Here is an 18,038-nt window from a genome sequence, read left to right as displayed (position 1 = left end):
CCTTTTTTATCCCACTTTAATGGGCAGTAAGACCCCCACCTCAAAATTCAGCGAAAGCAAAGAAGTTAGGTGGGGGATCAACTGCCCATAAAAGTCCGATTGGTTCAACTATTAATCAGTGGGGGATGAAGAAAACCCCCACTGATTAAAGTTTCACTTTATATACGTTTGAAACGGCCGACAATTTCAACTGTTTCAGTAATGTTCATAAATGCTTTGTTATCCACTTGACGGATAATACGTTTCATTTCGCCTAACTCATAGCGAGTCACGACAGTGTAAATCATTTTTTTCTTATGGTTTGTATAGCCGCCGACAGCATCTACCATCGTCACGCCACGTATGCCGTGATGTAGTAGGGCGCTTTTTATTTCCTCGCCTTTTTCTGTAATTGTCATTATCGTCAATTTAATATGTTTCGTATGCACAGCATCGATCACTTTGCTGACTACAAATCGACTAATTAACGTATAAAGTGTAATATCCCATCCGAAAATAAATCCTGCTACAACAAGTAAGATTAAGTTGAATACAAATATAATTGCTCCAATTGAAACATCGCGATATTTCGCTACAATCAATCCAACAACATCAAATCCACCTGTTGAAGAAGCAAATCGGAATATGATTCCTGAAGCTGCTCCGCAGATTACACCGCCGAATACAGAAGATAGTAAAATATCGTCTGAAACTTGGTGTACAGGGATAATGTTCATCGCTAATGATGATACAGCTACAAAGTACGCTGTTAAAAAGGTTGTCTTCTTGCCTAAGTAAAAGTGACTTAAAATAAGAAGAGGAATGTTTAGTAAAAAGATAAGTGCACCGATATTGTAGTGCATTAAATAACCGATAATCATCCCTACTCCAGCGAATCCACCGCTAATCATGTTATGCGGGATAAAGAACATATTCATAGAAATTGCATACAAAATAGAAGCTATGAAAATAACAACCAACTGTATGATAAATTCTAAGTGAAATGTTTTAGCTGCTGGGAAGGATAAAAAGGCGGTGTCGGGAACGTAATCGGCGTCTCCTAGTTGACCCATAGTATGTTTCATCTCCATATTCATTTTTGATTACAAGAAGAGAATAAAGGTTTTTTCAAAAACTGGCAATAGTTTTATTATAATGCAAAAATTTTATAAATTTCTAATAAATCAAACCTATTCATTGATGTGTGTGAATATACTAAAGAAAGCGAATACAATGTTTCTTAATTATTGTTTTCTTGAGAAAATATGCAAAATACTTTTTTTGACGATAAAAGGAAATAGAGAATGTTTGCCGAATGTGCTAAAATGACCTTATTAAGGATGTGAAGCGATGGAATTTTTATTGCAGGATGCGATTCTATATATATCGTTTGTAACGACAGCACTTTGTTTATTAGAAGTTTTCTTCCTTGCTAACGTTTCTCGCTTTGTGCGTCAGCAAGCATCAAGCGGTAGACAAAGAGCATTTGCGTTAGTTGATACGTGTGAAGATAGTGCGGGGAATGTACCGCTATTTTCGATTTTTTATAAATATGGAATGATTCGTTCTGTACGCAGACAAGAATCAAGTGAAGAGAATGACGAGGTCGGTCCGTATACACCAATGTTTCGCTAAATAATTACGAAACATTGGAGGAATGAACATGTTAAAATCATACCGAACTGCGCTCGTTAGTTTATCATTATTACTTGTTTTTGTTTTATCTGGTTGTAGTAATGCAGCCCCAATTGATGCACATAGTACGGGAATTTGGGATCATTATTTTGTATATCCAATCTCGTTTATGATTCAATTTGTTGCTCATCATATACCGGGAGCTAGCTTCGGGATTGCTATCATTATTATGACGCTCGTTATTCGTTCAGCAATGATTCCATTAGCTGTTTCGCAATATCGTAGCCAAGCGAAAATGAAGAAAATGCAACCTGAATTGCAGAAGTTAAAGAAAAAATACGGTGATGTAAGTAAAGATCTTGAAAAACAAAAACAGTATCAAAAAGAAATGTCAGAACTAATGAAATCAGGCGGTTGGAATCCACTTGCTGGTTGCTGGCCAATCTTTATACAAATGCCGATTTTCTCTGCTTTGTATTATGCCATTAGCCGAACAGAAGAGATTCGCACATCTTCGTTTTTATGGGTGAACTTAGGACATGCAGATCCTTATCATATATTACCGATTATTGCAGCATTAACGACATTTATTCAGATGAAAGTTTTCCAATCTAATATTACACCTGGAGAACAAGTACAGATGCTAAAGATGCAGCAAATTATGATGCCAGCAATGATTCTATTTATGGGATTCGCAGCACCATCAGGACTTGTGTTGTACTGGATAACAGGTAACTTATTTACAATGACACAAACAATTGTATTAAGAAAAATAATGGAACGTGAAGAATTACAATTACAAAAAGCATAGAAAAACACCGCTCATCATGAGCGGTGTTTTTTTTGTTAAGTCGTTAAGGAAATTTTAAGAAACCAACATTACTATAGGCATTGTATACGAGAGTGTACATGCATTAGAAATATGAAGGAGGAAATTTCCTATGAAGAAGAAAACAGTTGGGTATTTAGCGATTGCAGGTGCTTTATCATTCGGAATCATTGGAGGAGTCGGCATCCCGGCATTCGCGGCAACGAATACTCCAGCAGCTGAGCAATCTACAAAAACGGCGAAAAAAGATTTAGATGACGCCACAAAACAAAAAGTAAAAACGATTATGGATGATACAAAGAAACAGTTAGAGGAGCTAGGTGTAAAACTTCCAGAGAAAGAAAAACGTAAAGAAATGTTTGCGGGATTAGATGAAGCGACAAAAGAAAAAGCGAAATCAATTTTAGAGCAAGAAAAGTCCGGCAAATTAACACGTGAACAAGCAAAAGAAGAATTAACAAAATTAGGCGTGAAGTTCCCGGAAAAGGGTAAACACAAAGAAATGTTTGCGGGATTAGATGAAGCGACAAAAGAAAAAGCGAAATCAATTTTAGAGCAAGAGAAATCCGGCAAATTAACACGTGAACAAGCAAAAGAGGAATTAACGAAGTTAGGCGTGAAAATGCCAGAGAAGAGTAAGCATAAAGACATACTTGCTAACTTAGATGAAGTAACAAAGGAAAAAGTAATGTCTATTTTTGAACAGGAAAAGTCCGGGAAATTAACGCATGAGCAAGCAAAAGAAGAATTAACAAAATTAGGTGTGAAACTCCCAGAGAAAGAGAAGCATGAAGACATCTTTGCGGGATTAGATGAGGCAACAAAAACAAAAGCAAAAGCGATTTTAGACAATGAGAAGAAACAATTAGAGGCATTGAATGTTGATTTACCGCACCATAAGTTTTTTATGAAAAAAGATGAGAAATAATTGAATGAAGTCGTATCTTTCGTGTGGGCAACCGGAAGATACGTGCGAGGACCGATTTCTGCTGACAGAAATCGGTCCCCTTTTAATGATTCAATAAAATTCTTTTCATTGTTAGTATGTATCCAAAGACGCAGTAGAAGATTGCAAAACCGATAAACACTTCCGTATATTGATATTTACCTAATACGTAGAAGGAAACAGCTGGTATAATAGCTACCGCTAAAATGCTATAACCAGGATACTTGTACCTGAACATGATAGCGAATAGAACAGAAAGAAATGTAGCGATGATACAAAAAACAGCAATCATGGTTGATGCACCTCCTATATAGAGTATACCATTTTTAGGGAATTAGAGAAGTGTCGTAACTTCTGTTATAATATAAGAAGAGAAATATTTCATATGTTATATAAAAAATATATTGATTTTTTCTAACAATTCAATATAATGAACAATAACTACAAAATTCGACATCAAGAAGTGATGATGAGGACACGATCAATTTTTTACGATTCTCAGAGAGGGAGGCCTTTGGCTGTGAGCTTCCTAATACGGAAAAATAGATTACCACCTCTGAACTGCAGCAGTGAACGAACATCTAGTAATTGCTTGCCGGCAAAAACCGTTATGTAGACTTGAGAAATTGGTGAAGTGTGTTACTTTACGAATTGAAACAAGGGTGGAACCACGAATACAACACTCGTCCCTTTTTTAGGGAGGAGTGTTTTTTTATTTCATTTTTGCATCACACTAGGATTGGAAGGAGGATACGCAGCATGCATCATGATGAGAAGAACAAAATTGGTTTAACGGTAGCACTTTCTATCGTAGTAGGAACGATTATTGGGTCTGGTGTGTTTATGAAACCAGGCAGCGTATTAGATTACTCGGGGAGTTCTAATATGGCGATTCTTGCTTGGGTAATTGGTGGTCTGTTAACGTTAGCAAGTGGTTTAACAGTAGCTGAAATTGGAGCGCAAATCCCGAAAAATGGTGGGTTGTATACGTATTTAGAGGAGATTTACGGAAGTTTTTGGGGATATTTATCAGGCTGGATGCAAACGATTGTTTATGGGCCAGCTATTATTGGAACATTAGGGTTATACTTTAGTTCTTTAATGATTAATTTTTTCTATTTAGATAAAGTATGGAATTTACCAATCGCAATTGGAACAGTTGTGTTCCTTGGCGTTGTAAATAGTATGGGAACAAAATACGGAGGTATCGTTCAAACGATTACGACAATCGGGAAGATGATTCCAATCGTATTAATTGTTGTGTTAGGTTTTTGGAAAGGAAATAGCGATATCTTTAACGTAGTTGTGCCTATATCAGAAAATCAAAGTATCGGGATGGCAATTTTAGCAACGTTATTTGCTTATGATGGCTGGATTTTACTTGCTTCGATTGGTGGAGAAATGAAGAATCCAACAAAGTTATTACCGAAAGCTATGACAGTTGGGATTTTAATTGTAACAGCTGCTTACGTATTAATTAATTTGGCGTTACTGAATGTATTACCAGCAACACAAATTGTAGACCTTGGAGAAAATGCAACAGCGACAGCTGCAGGCATGCTACTTGGAGAATATGGCGGGAAAATTATTAGTATCGGTATTATCGTTTCTATTTTTGGTTGTTTAAATGGAAAGATTTTAACGTTCCCACGTATCCCGATGTCGATGGCAGAACGTGGACAACTTCCATTTGCTAAGTTTATTGCGAAGGAAAGCCCAAGATTTAAAACACCAGCAAATGCGATTACTGTTGAAATCATTTTAGGAATTATTTTAATGATTATTAGTGATCCGAATAAGCTATCTGAGATTTCCGTATTCATTATTTATATTTTCTATGTAATGACGTTTATTGGTGTCTTCATTTTAAGAAAACGTAATAAAAATAAAGAGCGTGCATACAGTGTACCGTTATTCCCAATCGTACCAATCGTTGCGATTTTAGGTTCGTTCTTTGTAATTGGTAGTGCCATTATCAATGATCCGATAAGTTGTTTCTTATCCATTGGAATTGTCTTTACGGGGCTGCCGGTATATTGGTATTTAAATAAGAAGAATAAAAATGAAGTATCATGAGTGAAGGGTAGGCGTATAATACGCCTACCTTTTTTACTGTAAAAAAATTGTACTTGTGTTCAACTTCTATTTTGGTTACTATAGTCGTAGTAACCAAAATAGAAAGCGTGGGGAAAGACTTGAATTTTCGTGTGTATATTTTAGCTATCGCGGCTTTCGTAGTCGGAACGGTTGAGCTAATTATAGGAGGAACGCTTGATTTAGTTGCCAATGATTTAGGAGTATCTATTAGTGCAGCTGGTCAGCTTATCACAATATTTTCAGTAGTATTTGCTTTATCAGGTCCTGTTTTATTAGCATTAACAGGGAAATTTGAAAGAAAAACATTGTATGTTGGGGCATTATCAATTTTCTTAATCGGAAATATTATTTCAGCATTTAGTGTGAATTATGGGATGTTAATGTTCTCAAGGGTGATTTGTGCGGCGAGTGGTTCGCTTATTATTGCACTGTCAGTAACACTTGCTTCTAGCGTTGTAGAACCGCATTTTCGTGCGCGTGCAATTGGAATCATTTTCATGGGGATTAGTGGGTCACTTGTACTTGGAGTACCGCTTGGCCTTGTGCTCGGAAATGCATATGGATGGCGTGCACCATTTGTGCTCATTTCAATCTTAACAGTGATGGCAATCGCTTGTATTTCATTATTCTTAACGAAAGTACCACCGACATCGGTATTATCAATAAGAGAGCAAATTGCTACGTTAAAAGATAAAAAAATCGTCAGTGCACAGTTAACGTCGTTCTTATTTTTAACGGGTCATTTAACACTATATGCATATTTAACACCATTTTTAAAAGATGTTATGCATGTGGAAGCGAATTGGATTAGTGTATTTTATTTCATCTTCGGAATCGCAGCAGTAATTGGGGGCGGCTTCGGAGGCTGGCTTGCTGATAAATGGGGATCGAAGAAAAGTATTATCTCAATTATTATCGTATTTGCGTGTGCAATCTTCCTATTGCCAATGATGACATTCTCATTCCCACTGTTCATTATTATGATGGGACTTTGGAGCATGCTGAGCTGGGCTATTTCACCAGCACAACAAAATTATTTAATTGAAATTGCACCGGAATCAGCTGGTATTCAGCAAAGTTTAAATAACTCTGCCCTTCACTTAGGGATTGCGCTCGGTTCAACAGTAGGTGGAGTTGTTATTGAAAAATCATCTGTTATATATAACGCTTGGGTAGGGGGCGGTTTTATTATATTAGCGCTACTTTGTGCGATTTTCTCGATTACGAGAGGACGTTCTACTCAGTTTGCAAAAGAAGAATCTATCGTTTGATAGGTTCTTTTTTTATTTGTAAAAAATGGAAGGGTTTGGTGGGTGGATGGAGAAAGGTGTATATAGCGAGGTGATGGAAAATGATGTCTAATTTCTCGGTATTCGGCATGATAATTGCGCTACTACCGATATTGATAGTTGTTTTTATATTAAGATGGGTCCGTTTCATCTATCAAAATTCAGAGAAACAAGTGGAGCAGAATGAGAAAATGATTGAGTTGTTGACGGGGATAAAGGAAAAAGATAAGTAATATGTATTCGTTTGAAATTTGTTTTCCGTAAGTTAAAAAGGCACTTATAAAGTGTCTTTTTTATTATGTTTGAAAATTGAAAACATGTAATGTTTATTTGTCAATAGCACTATGACAGCAAACAGTTTTAAAGTTGCTTATTACTTTGGAACTTTCTCAACAATTCGACAAGATACTACAAAAAAACCACCTATTCTCTTTTTTTCACTATAAGTACAATGAAACAGTAAGATTGATTCATGTAGAAATTTATATATGGTGGTGGAGAGAATGAAACGAAAGATGGCAGGAAAATGGTTTAGTTTTTTAAGTGCTCTTATTATTTTATTAGGAATTGCAATGCCACAAGTAAAGGCAGAAGTAATGAACAGAGAAACATATAAGATGGATTGGAGCTATAGTAATTCGAAACAGCGTGAAATAAAGACCGAAATAATTAAAACGGCTTCGGGGAGTATTGCGTATTGTTTAACGCCTGATTTACGTTCTCCCAATGGGGATGATTTGCCTGAAATGGGGAAAACATCTGATGCCGTATATCGTGTTTTATTAAATGGATATCCTCAAAAAAGCCCATCTGAATTAGGTGTAGCGACAACGGAAGAAGCGCATTATGCTACACAATTAGCAGTATGGATTGCAGCAAATGAATTAACGGAAGAAGATTTAGTTGCAAAAAATGAACGTGTACATAATCTTATGAAGCGTTTAGTAGAGGCTTCAAAAAAAGAAACTGGATCACAAGATACATTCCTTAAAGTTAATCCTGTAGATCCGCAAACTGCTACACAAAATGGTGATTATTTAGAAACAGGATTTTATGCAGTGCAAACAAATGCGGTTTCTGGCTCTTATACAATTGTTCCTGAAAATGCTCCTAAAGGGCTTCGAATTGTAAATGAAAATGGAGAAGAGAAAAGCACGTTATCAATTAACGAAAAATTCAAAATTTTAATCCCGAAAAATACGAGTAGTGGTAACTTTAAGATGAAAGTGAAGTCTACTTTAACAAATTTACAAGCAATAGCTTTTAAAGGATCAGAAAAAGTTCAAAATACAACGGTATTGTTACAAAGAAATAGTGAGAAAATCAGTACAGATTTAGTTGTAAATTGGGAATCAGTAGGATCTTTAAAGATTATGAAATTAGGAGAAAAAAAGGAAGTATTAAAAGGAGCGGTGTTTGAAGTTTCTAATGAAAACTTTAAACAAAATGTTACGACTAATGATAAGGGGATTGCGGAGTTAGGTAATCTTCCAATCGGTATATATAGCGTCAAAGAAATTCAAGCGCCAGCTGGATATGTGTTAGAAGGAAGTGTTAAAAAAATTGAAGTGAAAACTGGTGAAACTGCTGTATTAGAGCTGAAAAATGAAAATGTAAAAGGTGAATTAGAAATAACGAAAGTAGATGTAGCGGATGGGAATACAAAATTACCGAACGCAGAATTTACAATCTACAACGAACAAGGGAAAGAAGTAGTAAAAGGGAAAACGGATGAAAAAGGTATAGCGAAATTCAAACTGCCATACGGAAAATACACGTATAAAGAAACAATAGCGCCGAATGGATATGTAATAAATGAAGAGACGTTCGCATTTGAAATAAAAGAGAATGGAGAAATTATTAAACATATCGTTCAAGATAAGAAGGTAGAAGGTGAATTAGAAATAACGAAAGTAGATGTAGCGGATGGGAATACGAAATTACCAAATGCAGAGTTTACAATCTACAACGAACAAGGGAAAGAAGTAGTAAAAGGAAAAACAAATGAGCAAGGTATAGCGAAATTCAAACTACCATACGGAAAATACACGTATAAAGAAACAATAGCGCCGAATGGATATGTAATAAATGAAGAGACGTTCGCATTTGAAATAAAAGAGAATGGAGAAATTATTAAACATATCGTTCAAGATAAGAAGGTAGAAGGTGAGTTAGAAATAACGAAAATAGATGTAGCGGATGGAAATACGAAGTTACCGAACGCAGAATTTACAATCTACAATGAACAAGGGAAAGAAGTAGTAAAAGGAAAAACAAATGAGCAAGGTATAGCGAAATTCAAACTACCATACGGAAAATACACGTATAAAGAAACAATAGCACCAAATGGATATGTAATAAATGAAGAGACATTCGCATTTGAAATAAAAGAGGATGGAGAAATTATTAAACATATTGTGAAAAATAAGAAAGAAGAAAAGGCATCGCTTCCTTCTAAGCCAAATAAGCCAACATCGAATGGAGAAGTGAAACCTTCCGCTGATGTGAAGCCGATGCAACAACCTAGTACTCATAATGAAGTGCGATTACCAGCTACAGGCGGCGTCGGCAATGAATTTACGGTTTTATCCGTTTTAGGACTTGTTTTTATTATTGTTGGTGCTTATGTGTTAAGGATGAAAAATAGAAAAGAAATGTAGAAAAAAACGCCTTGTAATAGAGGCGTTTTTTTAATATCTCAACTTCATCAACAAACTCTTAATTTCCTCATCTTCCATAAAGAGATCATGGTGTTTCTGGGTAATCTTTGCAAGTGCAACGTCGTGATAGAAAAATTCTGTAAAGAACTTTACGAAAGGTTGTGACATTGTTTTCATTGCTTGCCATGACTCTTGCTCTACACCAGCAAATAAAATTTCGCGGTCGTCAACGATGAGTAGTAAATAGCGCTCTAATGCGTTAGGTTCTTCAGCTGGAATTAGAAAATGCATGTTTTCTAAATTCGTTTCTACTTCTCCAACTATAAGAGATTCAATTTGGACGGCTTGCTTTGCTTTTTCTTCTAGTAACGGAAGATATTCTAAAAGAGTATCGTTCCAAGCTGAAATGCGAATCGATTCTTTTGCGCTTTCGATGAGCTCTTTACTTTGAACGCGAATAGAAGATTGCATTTTTAAGCTCCACACACGGTCATCTGTAAATGATTTTTTTGATATAGTTGTCTCTAATTCTTTAATATTAGATTGGAATTCTGTCGTTAATTTTTCAATTGCTAGTTTGAGTGGTAATGCTGTGTACAGCTTTTTCTTTTCTGAAACAGAATCCATTACCATTCCTTTATCGATCAGGCGTGCAAGCACTTCATATATTTTGGCTTTTGGCACACCAGAATGCTTCACAATCGTTGTAGCATCTAATGGTTCGTTGCTTGATACGACAACTTCATAAGCTTGGCTTTCATATTGTGAGAAACCGAATTTTTGTAACATAGTTACCTCCGAACGAATGAGATTATATAGTTTAAGGATAATGAACTATTTGTTTTTACACAAGTGGTAGTAGGTTTTCTAATGGGATTGAGTTGAGAATTAATTTCAATTTTTTAATTTTATCCATTATACTTAATATAGTGATTAATATGATTACAATACAACGAGAAGGGGATGCGTTGGGGAAGATGTTGAGAAGTTTACGTTTAAAAATTGCAGTAGTATTTTCAGTACTTATTTCAATGATGTTCGTAATTTTAGGTACAGCTATGTATCAATTACAGAAAGAGAAGGAAGTGAGCTCCTTAGACCAGTATTCTCAAAATACGATGGATCTTGTGACAGAGCAGTTAACTGCATTTATGCAGCGAATTGAAGAAGATATGGGTCATTATGGAAGCCATGATGATATTCAAAACATGTTACAAGATGGAGTGACTCCAGAAGAAGAGAGCTTTATTTTAAAAGAGTTTTCAAGATTTAAAAAGAACCATCCTGACATTTTAGACGTATACATTGGAACGAAAGATAAAAAAACGTTGAGTGCAAATCTTGCTGACGGAGGAAAAGTACCAGAAGGGTATGATCCAACGAGTCGTCAGTGGTATAAAGCATCAGAATCTGATACAAAATCGATTATTTGGGGGCAACCACAATATGAAATCGCGACAGGTAAGTTAAGTATTGGAGTTTCAAAAGCTATTGTCGGACAGGATGGCTCTGTTTTAGGGGTAGTAGCAATGGATGTATCACTAGGAACAATCCAAAAGCTACTCCATAATATTCAATATAATAATGGCGGAGAAATGTTTATCGTAAATGATAAAAATATTGCTATTGTATATCCAGGGCAAGTAGGAAAAGATGTTTCAAAAGAATCACTTGTAAAAAGTTTAAATAAAGATGAAACAAAATTTGCAGTGACGACATTAGGAGGGAACGATGTAGTAGCCTATAGTCAACTGTTTGATAAGATGAAATGGAAAATTGGGATTGTTTATCCGAAGGACACGATTGATGGGCTATTAAATAGTACGAGAAATACAGTCCTTATAATGGCATGTATTAGCTTATTCGTTGGAATTGTAGCCTCATACTTGTTCTCAAGAAGATTAGCAAGACCGCTGCAACTATTAACGAATCACGTTCAAAAAGTAGCAGAAGGTGATTTAACGTTGCAAATGAAAGTGACAAGTAAGGATGAAGTTGGAGAGCTGACGAACCATTTTAATCATATGGTTGAGCAAATGAATGAAATGGTAAGCAAAATTAAAAATAGTGTATCAACCGTGCAACAATCAACGAGTAATCTACATTATTTAACGAATGAGACTGTAGCAGCTAGTAGAGAAGTGTCAGGTGCAATGGATGACGTGAGCGGAGGAGCTTCTACGCTTGCTAATAGTGTAGATGAAGTTTCAGAGCAGCTCGAGAATATGGCGCAGTCAGTGGAACAAATGAATAACTCTGTTGGTGAAATAAAAGGTGTGGCTGGCAAAGCTGAAGAGGCATCTAAGCAAGGATTAAATACGATGCGTAATTTAGTTCGTACGAGGGGCCAATCCTCTTCGATTGTTGTTCATACAGAGGAAGCATCCGGAAAGTTAGAGCAAAGGGTTGGATCGATTCAAAATGTTGTAGAGCTTATAAAAGGCATTTCGGATCAAACGAATTTACTTGCTTTAAATGCTTCAATCGAGGCGGCACGTGCAGGTGAACAAGGTAAGGGCTTTGCTGTTGTTGCGGAAGAGGTTCGAAAATTAGCGGAACAATCAAAAGAAGCAACAGTAGAAATTGCGACGATGATTGGTGATGTACAAGTAGAGGTAAGGAGAGTTGTAGAAGTTGTAAGTAAATTGAAAGACATTGCGGATATACAAAATAATGTTACGACAGAAGCAGAGGCGGAATTCCGTACCATTATGTCAGTTGTAAATACAATTAGTACTTCAGTGGAACAAATTGTAGAAGAGGTACATAACATCGGTCACGAGCAAGGAGAAATTACAGCGGTCATGCATACAATTGCTGGTACGAGTCAAGAAAGCGCAGCGGTTTCGGAAGAGGTAAATGCTGCAACTGAATCACAAGTGAATCATCTAGAAAAGGTAGCTCATACGATGGAAAGCTTGACGGAGCATATGAGAGACTTAGAAAGATTAGTTGAGCAGTTTAAAATAGAGGAATAACAAATTAGTAAAATGATGCGTATTTCGGTAAAATAGACAATGGATATATAAGAAGCAAGTATAGGAGGAAGACTACTATGGCAATTGTTGACGTATCGATTATTCCAGTAGGAACAGGTAATCCAAGTGTGAGTGAATATGTAGCAGAAGTACAAAAGGTGCTAGAGAAAAACTCAGATCGTGTGAAGTATCAATTAACACCAATGAATACAATTATTGAAGGAGATCTTCCTGTCATTCTAGAAGTAATTCAACAAATGCATGAAGTTCCATATGCGAAAGGTGCGCAGCGCGTTGCGACAACAATTCGTATCGATGATCGTCGTGATAAAGTAAGCACAATGGAGAAGAAATTAAACTCTGTTCGATCAAAATTATAAAGAAAAGCAGCGATCTTCGCTGCTTTTTTCATATAGGAGGTAGATAAGATGAGTGAAAAGTTTAACGAACAATTTGACGGGTTGTTAGAGAAATACACGGAACTATTACTTGGAGAGAGCAATGAAGAGAGAAAAGAACAGGTACAGAAGTGGGCGCTGTATTCTTACATAGCGAAGACGATGCCGGCTTTAGTGAAGCATTGGAATGAGACTTATCCCGATGCGAAAGAAGAGATGGTGCAGTTAATTACACATATTAAAAGGCTGAATGAAGAGAAGAGAAATGAGCAATAAAAAAACTTGGGGTAAATATAATCTCAAGTTTTCTGTATTAATATCCTCATATAATTTACATGGAATATAAAGGGTTTTATAGGCATGTCGAATATTTTCGGCATGCCTATTTTGTGCCTATTAAACTCTATTTTTCTAAATGTCGAAAAATATTTCAGGCATATTTATAAGCGAGAATATAGGTTTTTAAATGTTTTTATAGTATTTTATAAATTATCTAAATAATTATTTGTATCCAATAATTTTAAACAATGATATAATTTCGAAGAGGGGTAAAAAACAGATAAATTAAGTCATAGGGGTGAATTACATGGAACAATTAATGCGAAATTCGTTTCTTTTCTTATCTAAAAATAAAGCGCTAACAAAACTGGCTAAAAAGTACGGTTTACGCTTTGGTGCAGGTCGCTTTGTCGCAGGGGAGACAATTGAATTAGCGACAGCAGCTATTAAACAATTAAACAAGCAAGGACTTTGCGTAACAATCGATTATTTAGGGGAATTCGTTGATAATGAAGCGGAAGCAAATGAAATGGCTAACCAATCGATTGAAGCAATCCGTGCAATTGGAAGAGAAGGTCTTGATTCGCAACTTTCTTTAAAGATGACTTCTATGGGGCTAGATATCTCTGATGAAATCGTAATGAACAATATGCGCCGCATTTTAGAAGCTGCAAAAGAAAATGGTGTGTTCGTTACAATTGATATGGAAGATTATACACGCTGTGGAAAGACAATTGATATCTTTAAACAGTTAAAGTCTGAGTACGATAATATTGGTACTGTTATTCAAGCTTACCTATATCGTACCGAAAAAGATATTGAGGACTTAAATGCTTATAATCCTAATTTACGTCTTGTAAAAGGGGCTTATAAAGAACCTGAAGAAGTGGCGTTCCCGGACAAGAAAGATGTAGATGACAATTATAAAAAGATTATTAAAATGCACTTATTAAATGGAAATTATACTGCAATTGCTTCACATGACGAAGCGATTATTGAATATACAAAAAAACTTGCCGAAGAACACAACATTCCAAGGGATCAATTTGAATTCCAGATGTTATACGGTATTCGTAATGAGCGTCAACTGGAGCTAGTAAAAGAAGGTTACAAAATGCGTGTTTACGTACCTTATGGAAACGACTGGTATGGATACTTTATGCGTCGCCTAGCAGAGCGTCCAGCAAACGTTGCGTTCGTATTAAAAGGTATGGTTAAAAAATAACCAAGGAGAAAATACTCCTTGGTTATTTTAATTGCTGAAATGCGTAATGTGCCATTTTCTTCGTATCAGGATACAGTTGCTTGCGAGTAGAAGATAATACAACATTAATGACACGTTTACCGTCTTTCTCATCCACTGTTACGACCGTATATTTTCCGAGTGCTGATAGACCGCTTTTACTTCCAATTGCATATGGATCGTCATATAGTTCTTCTCGTCCATAGTTTGCAATCTTTGGGGAGCGTTCTGAAGTATGTAGAGTTGTACGCGTTGAATTCATATATTCTAAAACAACTGGGTACTTTAATGCTTCTTTCGTAATTATAGCAATGTCATATGGTGATACTTTGTTTCCTATTGCATCAGCACCACTTGCGTTTTTGAAAGTCGCATGCTTTGTACCAAGTTCCTTCGCTCTAGCATTCATCATTTTTACAAATTCATTTTTTGATCCTGCAATATGTTCTGCAATGGATTCAGCTATTGGGTCTGCACTAATGATAAGCATCAGTTTTAATGCCTCATCACGTTTTAACTTTTCCCCAGCACGAAGTTTAATTTTCTTACTTTGGCTTTCTGTTTTAATTGCGTTTTCTGTAACTGTAATTTCTTCATCTTCTTTTACATTCTCTAGTAAAAGAAGGGTTGTCATCATTTTGGCTATACTAGCCGGATAAGAGCGTTCGTCTTCTCGTTTCCCATACAAAATTTCACCTGTGTCTGCATCAATTGTAATGCCGTATTGCCCAGTGATGCTAGGTTGATCAGCTCTTACAGCTTGTTGTCTTTGTGCGTAAGAGAAGAAAATCATCCCTGTAAATAGTGTGGCAATCATTACAATCATAACTATTGTTCGTTTCATTATAATTCCCTCATTTGTGACAAATAAATTGGGCAGAAAAAGCAGCCATTACCCATTATGCCACGTTCTCTGCCCAAAAATATAGCGTTATTTTTCGCCCATATTATGCTTCTTATATTGTTGGTTATTACCTTGACGTCCTTTTTCCACGCCTCGATCAGTTGGGCCAGCGTTTCCTGTCACACTTGCTGCGCTAATTCCAGCCTTTGAAGGGTTCTTCTTAAGTTTTGCCATATATATTCCTCCAGTTTCGTCAGATTATAAAAAGGGAAAGTGTATTTTAGTGAAGAAAATACATATATAGCATGGGCAAATAAAAGAAAAATATTTATTTCAGAAAATTTTATCAATAAATATATTGCGAAAATTTAAACAGTATCATATATTTATTAGTAGAGGCTCACTCATTGATTGCGACTTATGTCGAAAAATTGAATGAGCATTCATTCAAGAATAGGGGGAGAATTGGATGTTCCAAATTAAAAAGGCTGCTGTTCTAGGGTCAGGCGTAATGGGTTCAGGAATTGCGGCACACTTAGCTAATATTGGTATTCCGACATTATTGCTTGATATTGTACCACCTGCGCTTACGAAAGAAGAAGAAGCGAAGGGACTTACATTAGAACATAAAAGTGTGAGAAATCGTTTTAGTAATACGGCACTACAAAAACTATTAAAGCAAAAACCAGCTCCTCTGACAGTGAAAGGAAATTTAGCACTGATTGAAGCAGGTAACTTAGAAGATGACCTTGAGCGTCTAGCTGATGTAGATTGGATTATTGAAGTAGTAGTTGAAAACTTAGATATTAAAAAGAAACTATTTGAAAAAGTAGATGCTGTTCGTAAACCGGGTTCTATCGTAAGCTCGAATACGTCAGGCATTTCAGTTGAAAAAATGGCAGAAGGTCGTTCAGACGACTTCCAGAAACACTTCTTAGGCACACACTTTTTTAACCCACCACGATATTTAAAACTTCTAGAGGTAATACCGACGAAAGAAACTGATCCACAAGTATTAAGCTTCATGAAACTATTTGGCGAAGACGTTCTTGGAAAAGGCGTTGTTATCGCAAAAGACACACCAAACTTTATTGGAAACCGCATCGGTACGTACGGTTTATTAGTAACTCTTCAAGAGATGGTAAAACGCGGCTATAGCATTGGGGAAGTTGATTCAGTAACAGGCCCACTTATTGGTCGTCCGAAGAGCGCAACATTCCGTACATTAGATGTTGTCGGTTTAGATACATTCGTACACGTTGCAAATAACGTATATGAAAACGTACAAGAAGAAGAGCGCGATGTATTTAAAGTACCAGCTTTCATGCATGACATGCTTGATAAAAAATGGCTTGGAAGCAAAACAGGTCAAGGCTTCTTCTTAAAACAAGGAAAAGAAATTTTAGAATTAAATCCAGAAACGATGGAGTACGAAGCTCGTAAAAAATTAAAAGCTGCATCGATCGAGTTAAGTAAACAAGAAAAAGGTTTATCGAATAAATTGAAAGCGCTTGTATACGCGAAAGACCGCGCAGGAGAGTTGTTATGGAATATCATCACACCGACTCTTTTATACTCTGCAAAACTGCATAAAGAAATTGCTGACGATATCGTTGCAATTGACCAAGCGATGAAGTGGGGCTTCGGCTGGGAGCAAGGACCGTTTGAAGTTTGGGATGCCATCGGCGTTGAAAAGTCCGTTCAAAAGATGGAAGAAAACGGCGTAGTTGTTCCGGCTTGGGTGAAAGAAATGTTAGAGAAAGGTTTCACTACTTTCTACAAACATGATAACGGAGATAGCTACTATTACGATAATGGCGAATATAAGCTAATCGAACGTAATAAAAAGGCAATTTCTCTTAAGCAATTAAAAGCGAAAAATGGCGTATTAAAGAAAAATAGCGGAGCGAGCTTAATTGATTTAGGAGACGGCATCCTTTGCTTAGAATTCCATTCGAAGAGCAATGCGATCGGTATGGATATTACGCAAATGATTAACTACGCTGTTGATGAAGTAGAAAAGAATTATAAAGGTCTTGTTATCGGTAACCAATCGAAGAACTTCTGCGTTGGTGCGAACTTAGCAATGATCTTAATGGAAGCACAAGACGACAACTACTTTGAAATTGAGTTAGTTGTGAAAAACTTCCAAGATGCAATGACGAAAATTAAATACTCTTCTAAGCCAGTTGTAGCAGCACCATATGGTATGACGCTTGGCGGAGGTACAGAAGTTTGCTTACCAGCAGCGAGCATTCAAGCTTCTAGTGAAACGTATATGGGCTTAGTAGAAGTTGGTGTTGGCTTAATCCCTGGCGGAGGCGGTAATAAAGAGCTATACATTAAACACTTAAATAAAATGGCAAATGGCGTAGAGTTCGATCTACAAAAAGTTGCAAATAAAGTGTTTGAAACAGTCGCAATGGCGAAAGTTTCCACTTCAGGACAAGAAGCGATTTCTCATAACTTCTTAGGTGATAAAGATGGTATTAGTGTGAATGGTGATCACTTACTATACGATGCGAAACAGAAAGCACTTGCTTTATATGAAGCTGGTTATAAAGCGCCGATTCGTAAAAAGATACCGGTTGTTGGTGAAACAGGATATGCAACTCTTGCACTTGGTGCAGAAGCAATGCATTTATCTGGTTACATTTCAGAGTACGATCTTCACATTGCGAAGAAACTTGCATATGTCATCGCGGGCGGAAAAGTGCCGTATGGAACAGAAGTTGATGAGCAGTATTTATTAGATGTAGAACGTGAAGCATTTATTAGCTTAGTAAGTGAGATGAAATCACAAGCAAGAATGCAGCACATGCTTGTAAAAGGAAAGCCATTACGTAACTAATAACGAGGGG

General features: G+C 36.4%; 17 protein-coding genes and 1 other annotated feature. Of the genes, 12 read left to right on the top strand and 5 right to left on the bottom strand.

Features of this window, described 5'->3' with window-relative positions; all coding sequences use genetic code 11:
* Positions 1–158: 158 nt before the first annotated feature.
* Complete coding sequence (locus tag ACTFRS_RS21195) at positions 159–1,052, bottom strand: YitT family protein (protein ID WP_073542279.1); 894 nt, start codon at positions 1,050–1,052, stop codon at positions 159–161.
* A 277-nt stretch (positions 1,053–1,329) separates the two neighbouring features.
* On the opposite strand from ACTFRS_RS21195, the gene ACTFRS_RS21190 reads away from it, so the two are divergent.
* From ACTFRS_RS21190 to ACTFRS_RS21180, 3 genes are all read left to right on the top strand, one after another.
* A complete protein-coding gene (locus ACTFRS_RS21190; RefSeq protein ID WP_000394930.1) occupies positions 1,330–1,614 on the top strand; it encodes a hypothetical protein in 285 nt (94 codons plus the stop codon).
* Between the two features lie 28 nt (positions 1,615–1,642).
* Positions 1,643–2,425, top strand: coding sequence for a membrane protein insertase YidC (gene yidC / locus ACTFRS_RS21185; RefSeq protein ID WP_139868256.1), 783 nt, complete (start codon positions 1,643–1,645; stop codon positions 2,423–2,425).
* Positions 2,426–2,555: 130 nt separating this feature from the next.
* Entirely contained in the window at positions 2,556–3,371 is an 816-nt protein-coding gene (locus tag ACTFRS_RS21180) for a hypothetical protein (protein WP_440025074.1), read from the top strand.
* Between the two features lie 82 nt (positions 3,372–3,453).
* Here the strand turns inward: ACTFRS_RS21180 and ACTFRS_RS21175 are convergent, their stop codons facing one another.
* A complete protein-coding gene (locus ACTFRS_RS21175) occupies positions 3,454–3,681 on the bottom strand; it encodes a hypothetical protein (RefSeq protein WP_000562235.1) in 228 nt (75 codons plus the stop codon).
* A 165-nt stretch (positions 3,682–3,846) separates the two neighbouring features.
* Positions 3,847–4,083: a binding site (T-box leader), on the top strand.
* Positions 4,084–4,148: 65 nt separating this feature from the next.
* On the opposite strand from ACTFRS_RS21175, the gene ACTFRS_RS21170 reads away from it, so the two are divergent.
* From ACTFRS_RS21170 to ACTFRS_RS21155, 4 genes are all read left to right on the top strand, one after another.
* The gene (locus tag ACTFRS_RS21170) at positions 4,149–5,465 is read left to right on the top strand and encodes an APC family permease (RefSeq protein ID WP_001974428.1); all 1,317 of its coding nucleotides are present in this window, start codon (positions 4,149–4,151) and stop codon (positions 5,463–5,465) included.
* 107 nt (positions 5,466–5,572) lie between these two features.
* A complete protein-coding gene (locus ACTFRS_RS21165) occupies positions 5,573–6,757 on the top strand; it encodes an MFS transporter (RefSeq protein ID WP_139868252.1) in 1,185 nt (394 codons plus the stop codon).
* A gap of 80 nt (positions 6,758–6,837) precedes the next feature.
* Positions 6,838–7,008, top strand: coding sequence for a hypothetical protein (locus ACTFRS_RS21160; protein WP_440025076.1), 171 nt, complete (start codon positions 6,838–6,840; stop codon positions 7,006–7,008).
* A gap of 255 nt (positions 7,009–7,263) precedes the next feature.
* Positions 7,264–9,435 (top strand): SpaA isopeptide-forming pilin-related protein, encoded by a 2,172-nt coding sequence (locus ACTFRS_RS21155; RefSeq protein WP_440025077.1) that lies wholly within the window; start codon positions 7,264–7,266, stop codon positions 9,433–9,435.
* A gap of 30 nt (positions 9,436–9,465) precedes the next feature.
* Here ACTFRS_RS21155 and ACTFRS_RS21150 read toward each other — a convergent pair whose 3' ends face one another.
* Positions 9,466–10,224, bottom strand: a complete 759-nt coding sequence (locus ACTFRS_RS21150; RefSeq protein WP_016718846.1) for a TrmB family transcriptional regulator — start codon at positions 10,222–10,224, stop codon at positions 9,466–9,468.
* 188 nt (positions 10,225–10,412) lie between these two features.
* On the opposite strand from ACTFRS_RS21150, the gene ACTFRS_RS21145 reads away from it, so the two are divergent.
* The 4 genes from ACTFRS_RS21145 (at position 10,413) to ACTFRS_RS21130 (ending at position 14,315) form a co-directional block, all read left to right on the top strand.
* Positions 10,413–12,413 (top strand): methyl-accepting chemotaxis protein, encoded by a 2,001-nt coding sequence (locus ACTFRS_RS21145; RefSeq protein ID WP_139868640.1) that lies wholly within the window; start codon positions 10,413–10,415, stop codon positions 12,411–12,413.
* A 77-nt stretch (positions 12,414–12,490) separates the two neighbouring features.
* On the top strand, positions 12,491–12,793 hold the full coding sequence (locus ACTFRS_RS21140) for an MTH1187 family thiamine-binding protein (RefSeq protein ID WP_001018866.1): 303 nt from the start codon (positions 12,491–12,493) through the stop codon (positions 12,791–12,793).
* A 48-nt stretch (positions 12,794–12,841) separates the two neighbouring features.
* Positions 12,842–13,087 (top strand): YusU family protein, encoded by a 246-nt coding sequence (locus ACTFRS_RS21135; RefSeq protein WP_001290596.1) that lies wholly within the window; start codon positions 12,842–12,844, stop codon positions 13,085–13,087.
* A gap of 310 nt (positions 13,088–13,397) precedes the next feature.
* The gene (locus ACTFRS_RS21130) at positions 13,398–14,315 is read left to right on the top strand and encodes a proline dehydrogenase family protein (RefSeq protein WP_000436772.1); all 918 of its coding nucleotides are present in this window, start codon (positions 13,398–13,400) and stop codon (positions 14,313–14,315) included.
* A gap of 22 nt (positions 14,316–14,337) precedes the next feature.
* Here the strand turns inward: ACTFRS_RS21130 and ACTFRS_RS21125 are convergent, their stop codons facing one another.
* Complete coding sequence (locus ACTFRS_RS21125) at positions 14,338–15,177, bottom strand: D-alanyl-D-alanine carboxypeptidase family protein (RefSeq protein WP_440025080.1); 840 nt, start codon at positions 15,175–15,177, stop codon at positions 14,338–14,340.
* 87 nt (positions 15,178–15,264) lie between these two features.
* Positions 15,265–15,411 (bottom strand): YuzL family protein, encoded by a 147-nt coding sequence (locus ACTFRS_RS21120; RefSeq protein ID WP_001096347.1) that lies wholly within the window; start codon positions 15,409–15,411, stop codon positions 15,265–15,267.
* A 235-nt stretch (positions 15,412–15,646) separates the two neighbouring features.
* Between ACTFRS_RS21120 and ACTFRS_RS21115 the strand changes: the two genes are divergently transcribed.
* Positions 15,647–18,028, top strand: coding sequence for a 3-hydroxyacyl-CoA dehydrogenase/enoyl-CoA hydratase family protein (locus ACTFRS_RS21115; protein WP_429678073.1), 2,382 nt, complete (start codon positions 15,647–15,649; stop codon positions 18,026–18,028).
* Positions 18,029–18,038 lie beyond the last annotated feature (10 nt).

Origin of the sequence: Bacillus cereus group sp. MYBK139-1, from assembly GCF_051916915.1 — a bacterium.
Classification (GTDB): domain Bacteria; phylum Bacillota; class Bacilli; order Bacillales; family Bacillaceae_G; genus Bacillus_A; species Bacillus_A pacificus.
Note: the sequence above shows the minus strand (reverse complement) of the source record. Positions and strands in the feature narration are given on the sequence as shown.

Coding starts and splice junctions, on each gene's coding strand:
- ACTFRS_RS21145 (WP_139868640.1), top strand. CDS start 10,413: ATGTTGAGAAGTTTACGTTTAAAAATTGCAGTAGTATTTTCAGTACTT.
- ACTFRS_RS21125 (WP_440025080.1), bottom strand. CDS start 15,177: ATGAAACGAACAATAGTTATGATTGTAATGATTGCCACACTATTTACA.
- ACTFRS_RS21150 (WP_016718846.1), bottom strand. CDS start 10,224: ATGTTACAAAAATTCGGTTTCTCACAATATGAAAGCCAAGCTTATGAA.
- yidC (WP_139868256.1), top strand. CDS start 1,643: ATGTTAAAATCATACCGAACTGCGCTCGTTAGTTTATCATTATTACTT.
- ACTFRS_RS21175 (WP_000562235.1), bottom strand. CDS start 3,681: ATGATTGCTGTTTTTTGTATCATCGCTACATTTCTTTCTGTTCTATTC.
- ACTFRS_RS21160 (WP_440025076.1), top strand. CDS start 6,838: ATGATGTCTAATTTCTCGGTATTCGGCATGATAATTGCGCTACTACCG.
- ACTFRS_RS21155 (WP_440025077.1), top strand. CDS start 7,264: ATGGTGGTGGAGAGAATGAAACGAAAGATGGCAGGAAAATGGTTTAGT.
- ACTFRS_RS21170 (WP_001974428.1), top strand. CDS start 4,149: ATGCATCATGATGAGAAGAACAAAATTGGTTTAACGGTAGCACTTTCT.
- ACTFRS_RS21140 (WP_001018866.1), top strand. CDS start 12,491: ATGGCAATTGTTGACGTATCGATTATTCCAGTAGGAACAGGTAATCCA.
- ACTFRS_RS21135 (WP_001290596.1), top strand. CDS start 12,842: ATGAGTGAAAAGTTTAACGAACAATTTGACGGGTTGTTAGAGAAATAC.
- ACTFRS_RS21195 (WP_073542279.1), bottom strand. CDS start 1,052: ATGGGTCAACTAGGAGACGCCGATTACGTTCCCGACACCGCCTTTTTA.
- ACTFRS_RS21115 (WP_429678073.1), top strand. CDS start 15,647: ATGTTCCAAATTAAAAAGGCTGCTGTTCTAGGGTCAGGCGTAATGGGT.
- ACTFRS_RS21120 (WP_001096347.1), bottom strand. CDS start 15,411: ATGGCAAAACTTAAGAAGAACCCTTCAAAGGCTGGAATTAGCGCAGCA.
- ACTFRS_RS21190 (WP_000394930.1), top strand. CDS start 1,330: ATGGAATTTTTATTGCAGGATGCGATTCTATATATATCGTTTGTAACG.
- ACTFRS_RS21180 (WP_440025074.1), top strand. CDS start 2,556: ATGAAGAAGAAAACAGTTGGGTATTTAGCGATTGCAGGTGCTTTATCA.
- ACTFRS_RS21130 (WP_000436772.1), top strand. CDS start 13,398: ATGGAACAATTAATGCGAAATTCGTTTCTTTTCTTATCTAAAAATAAA.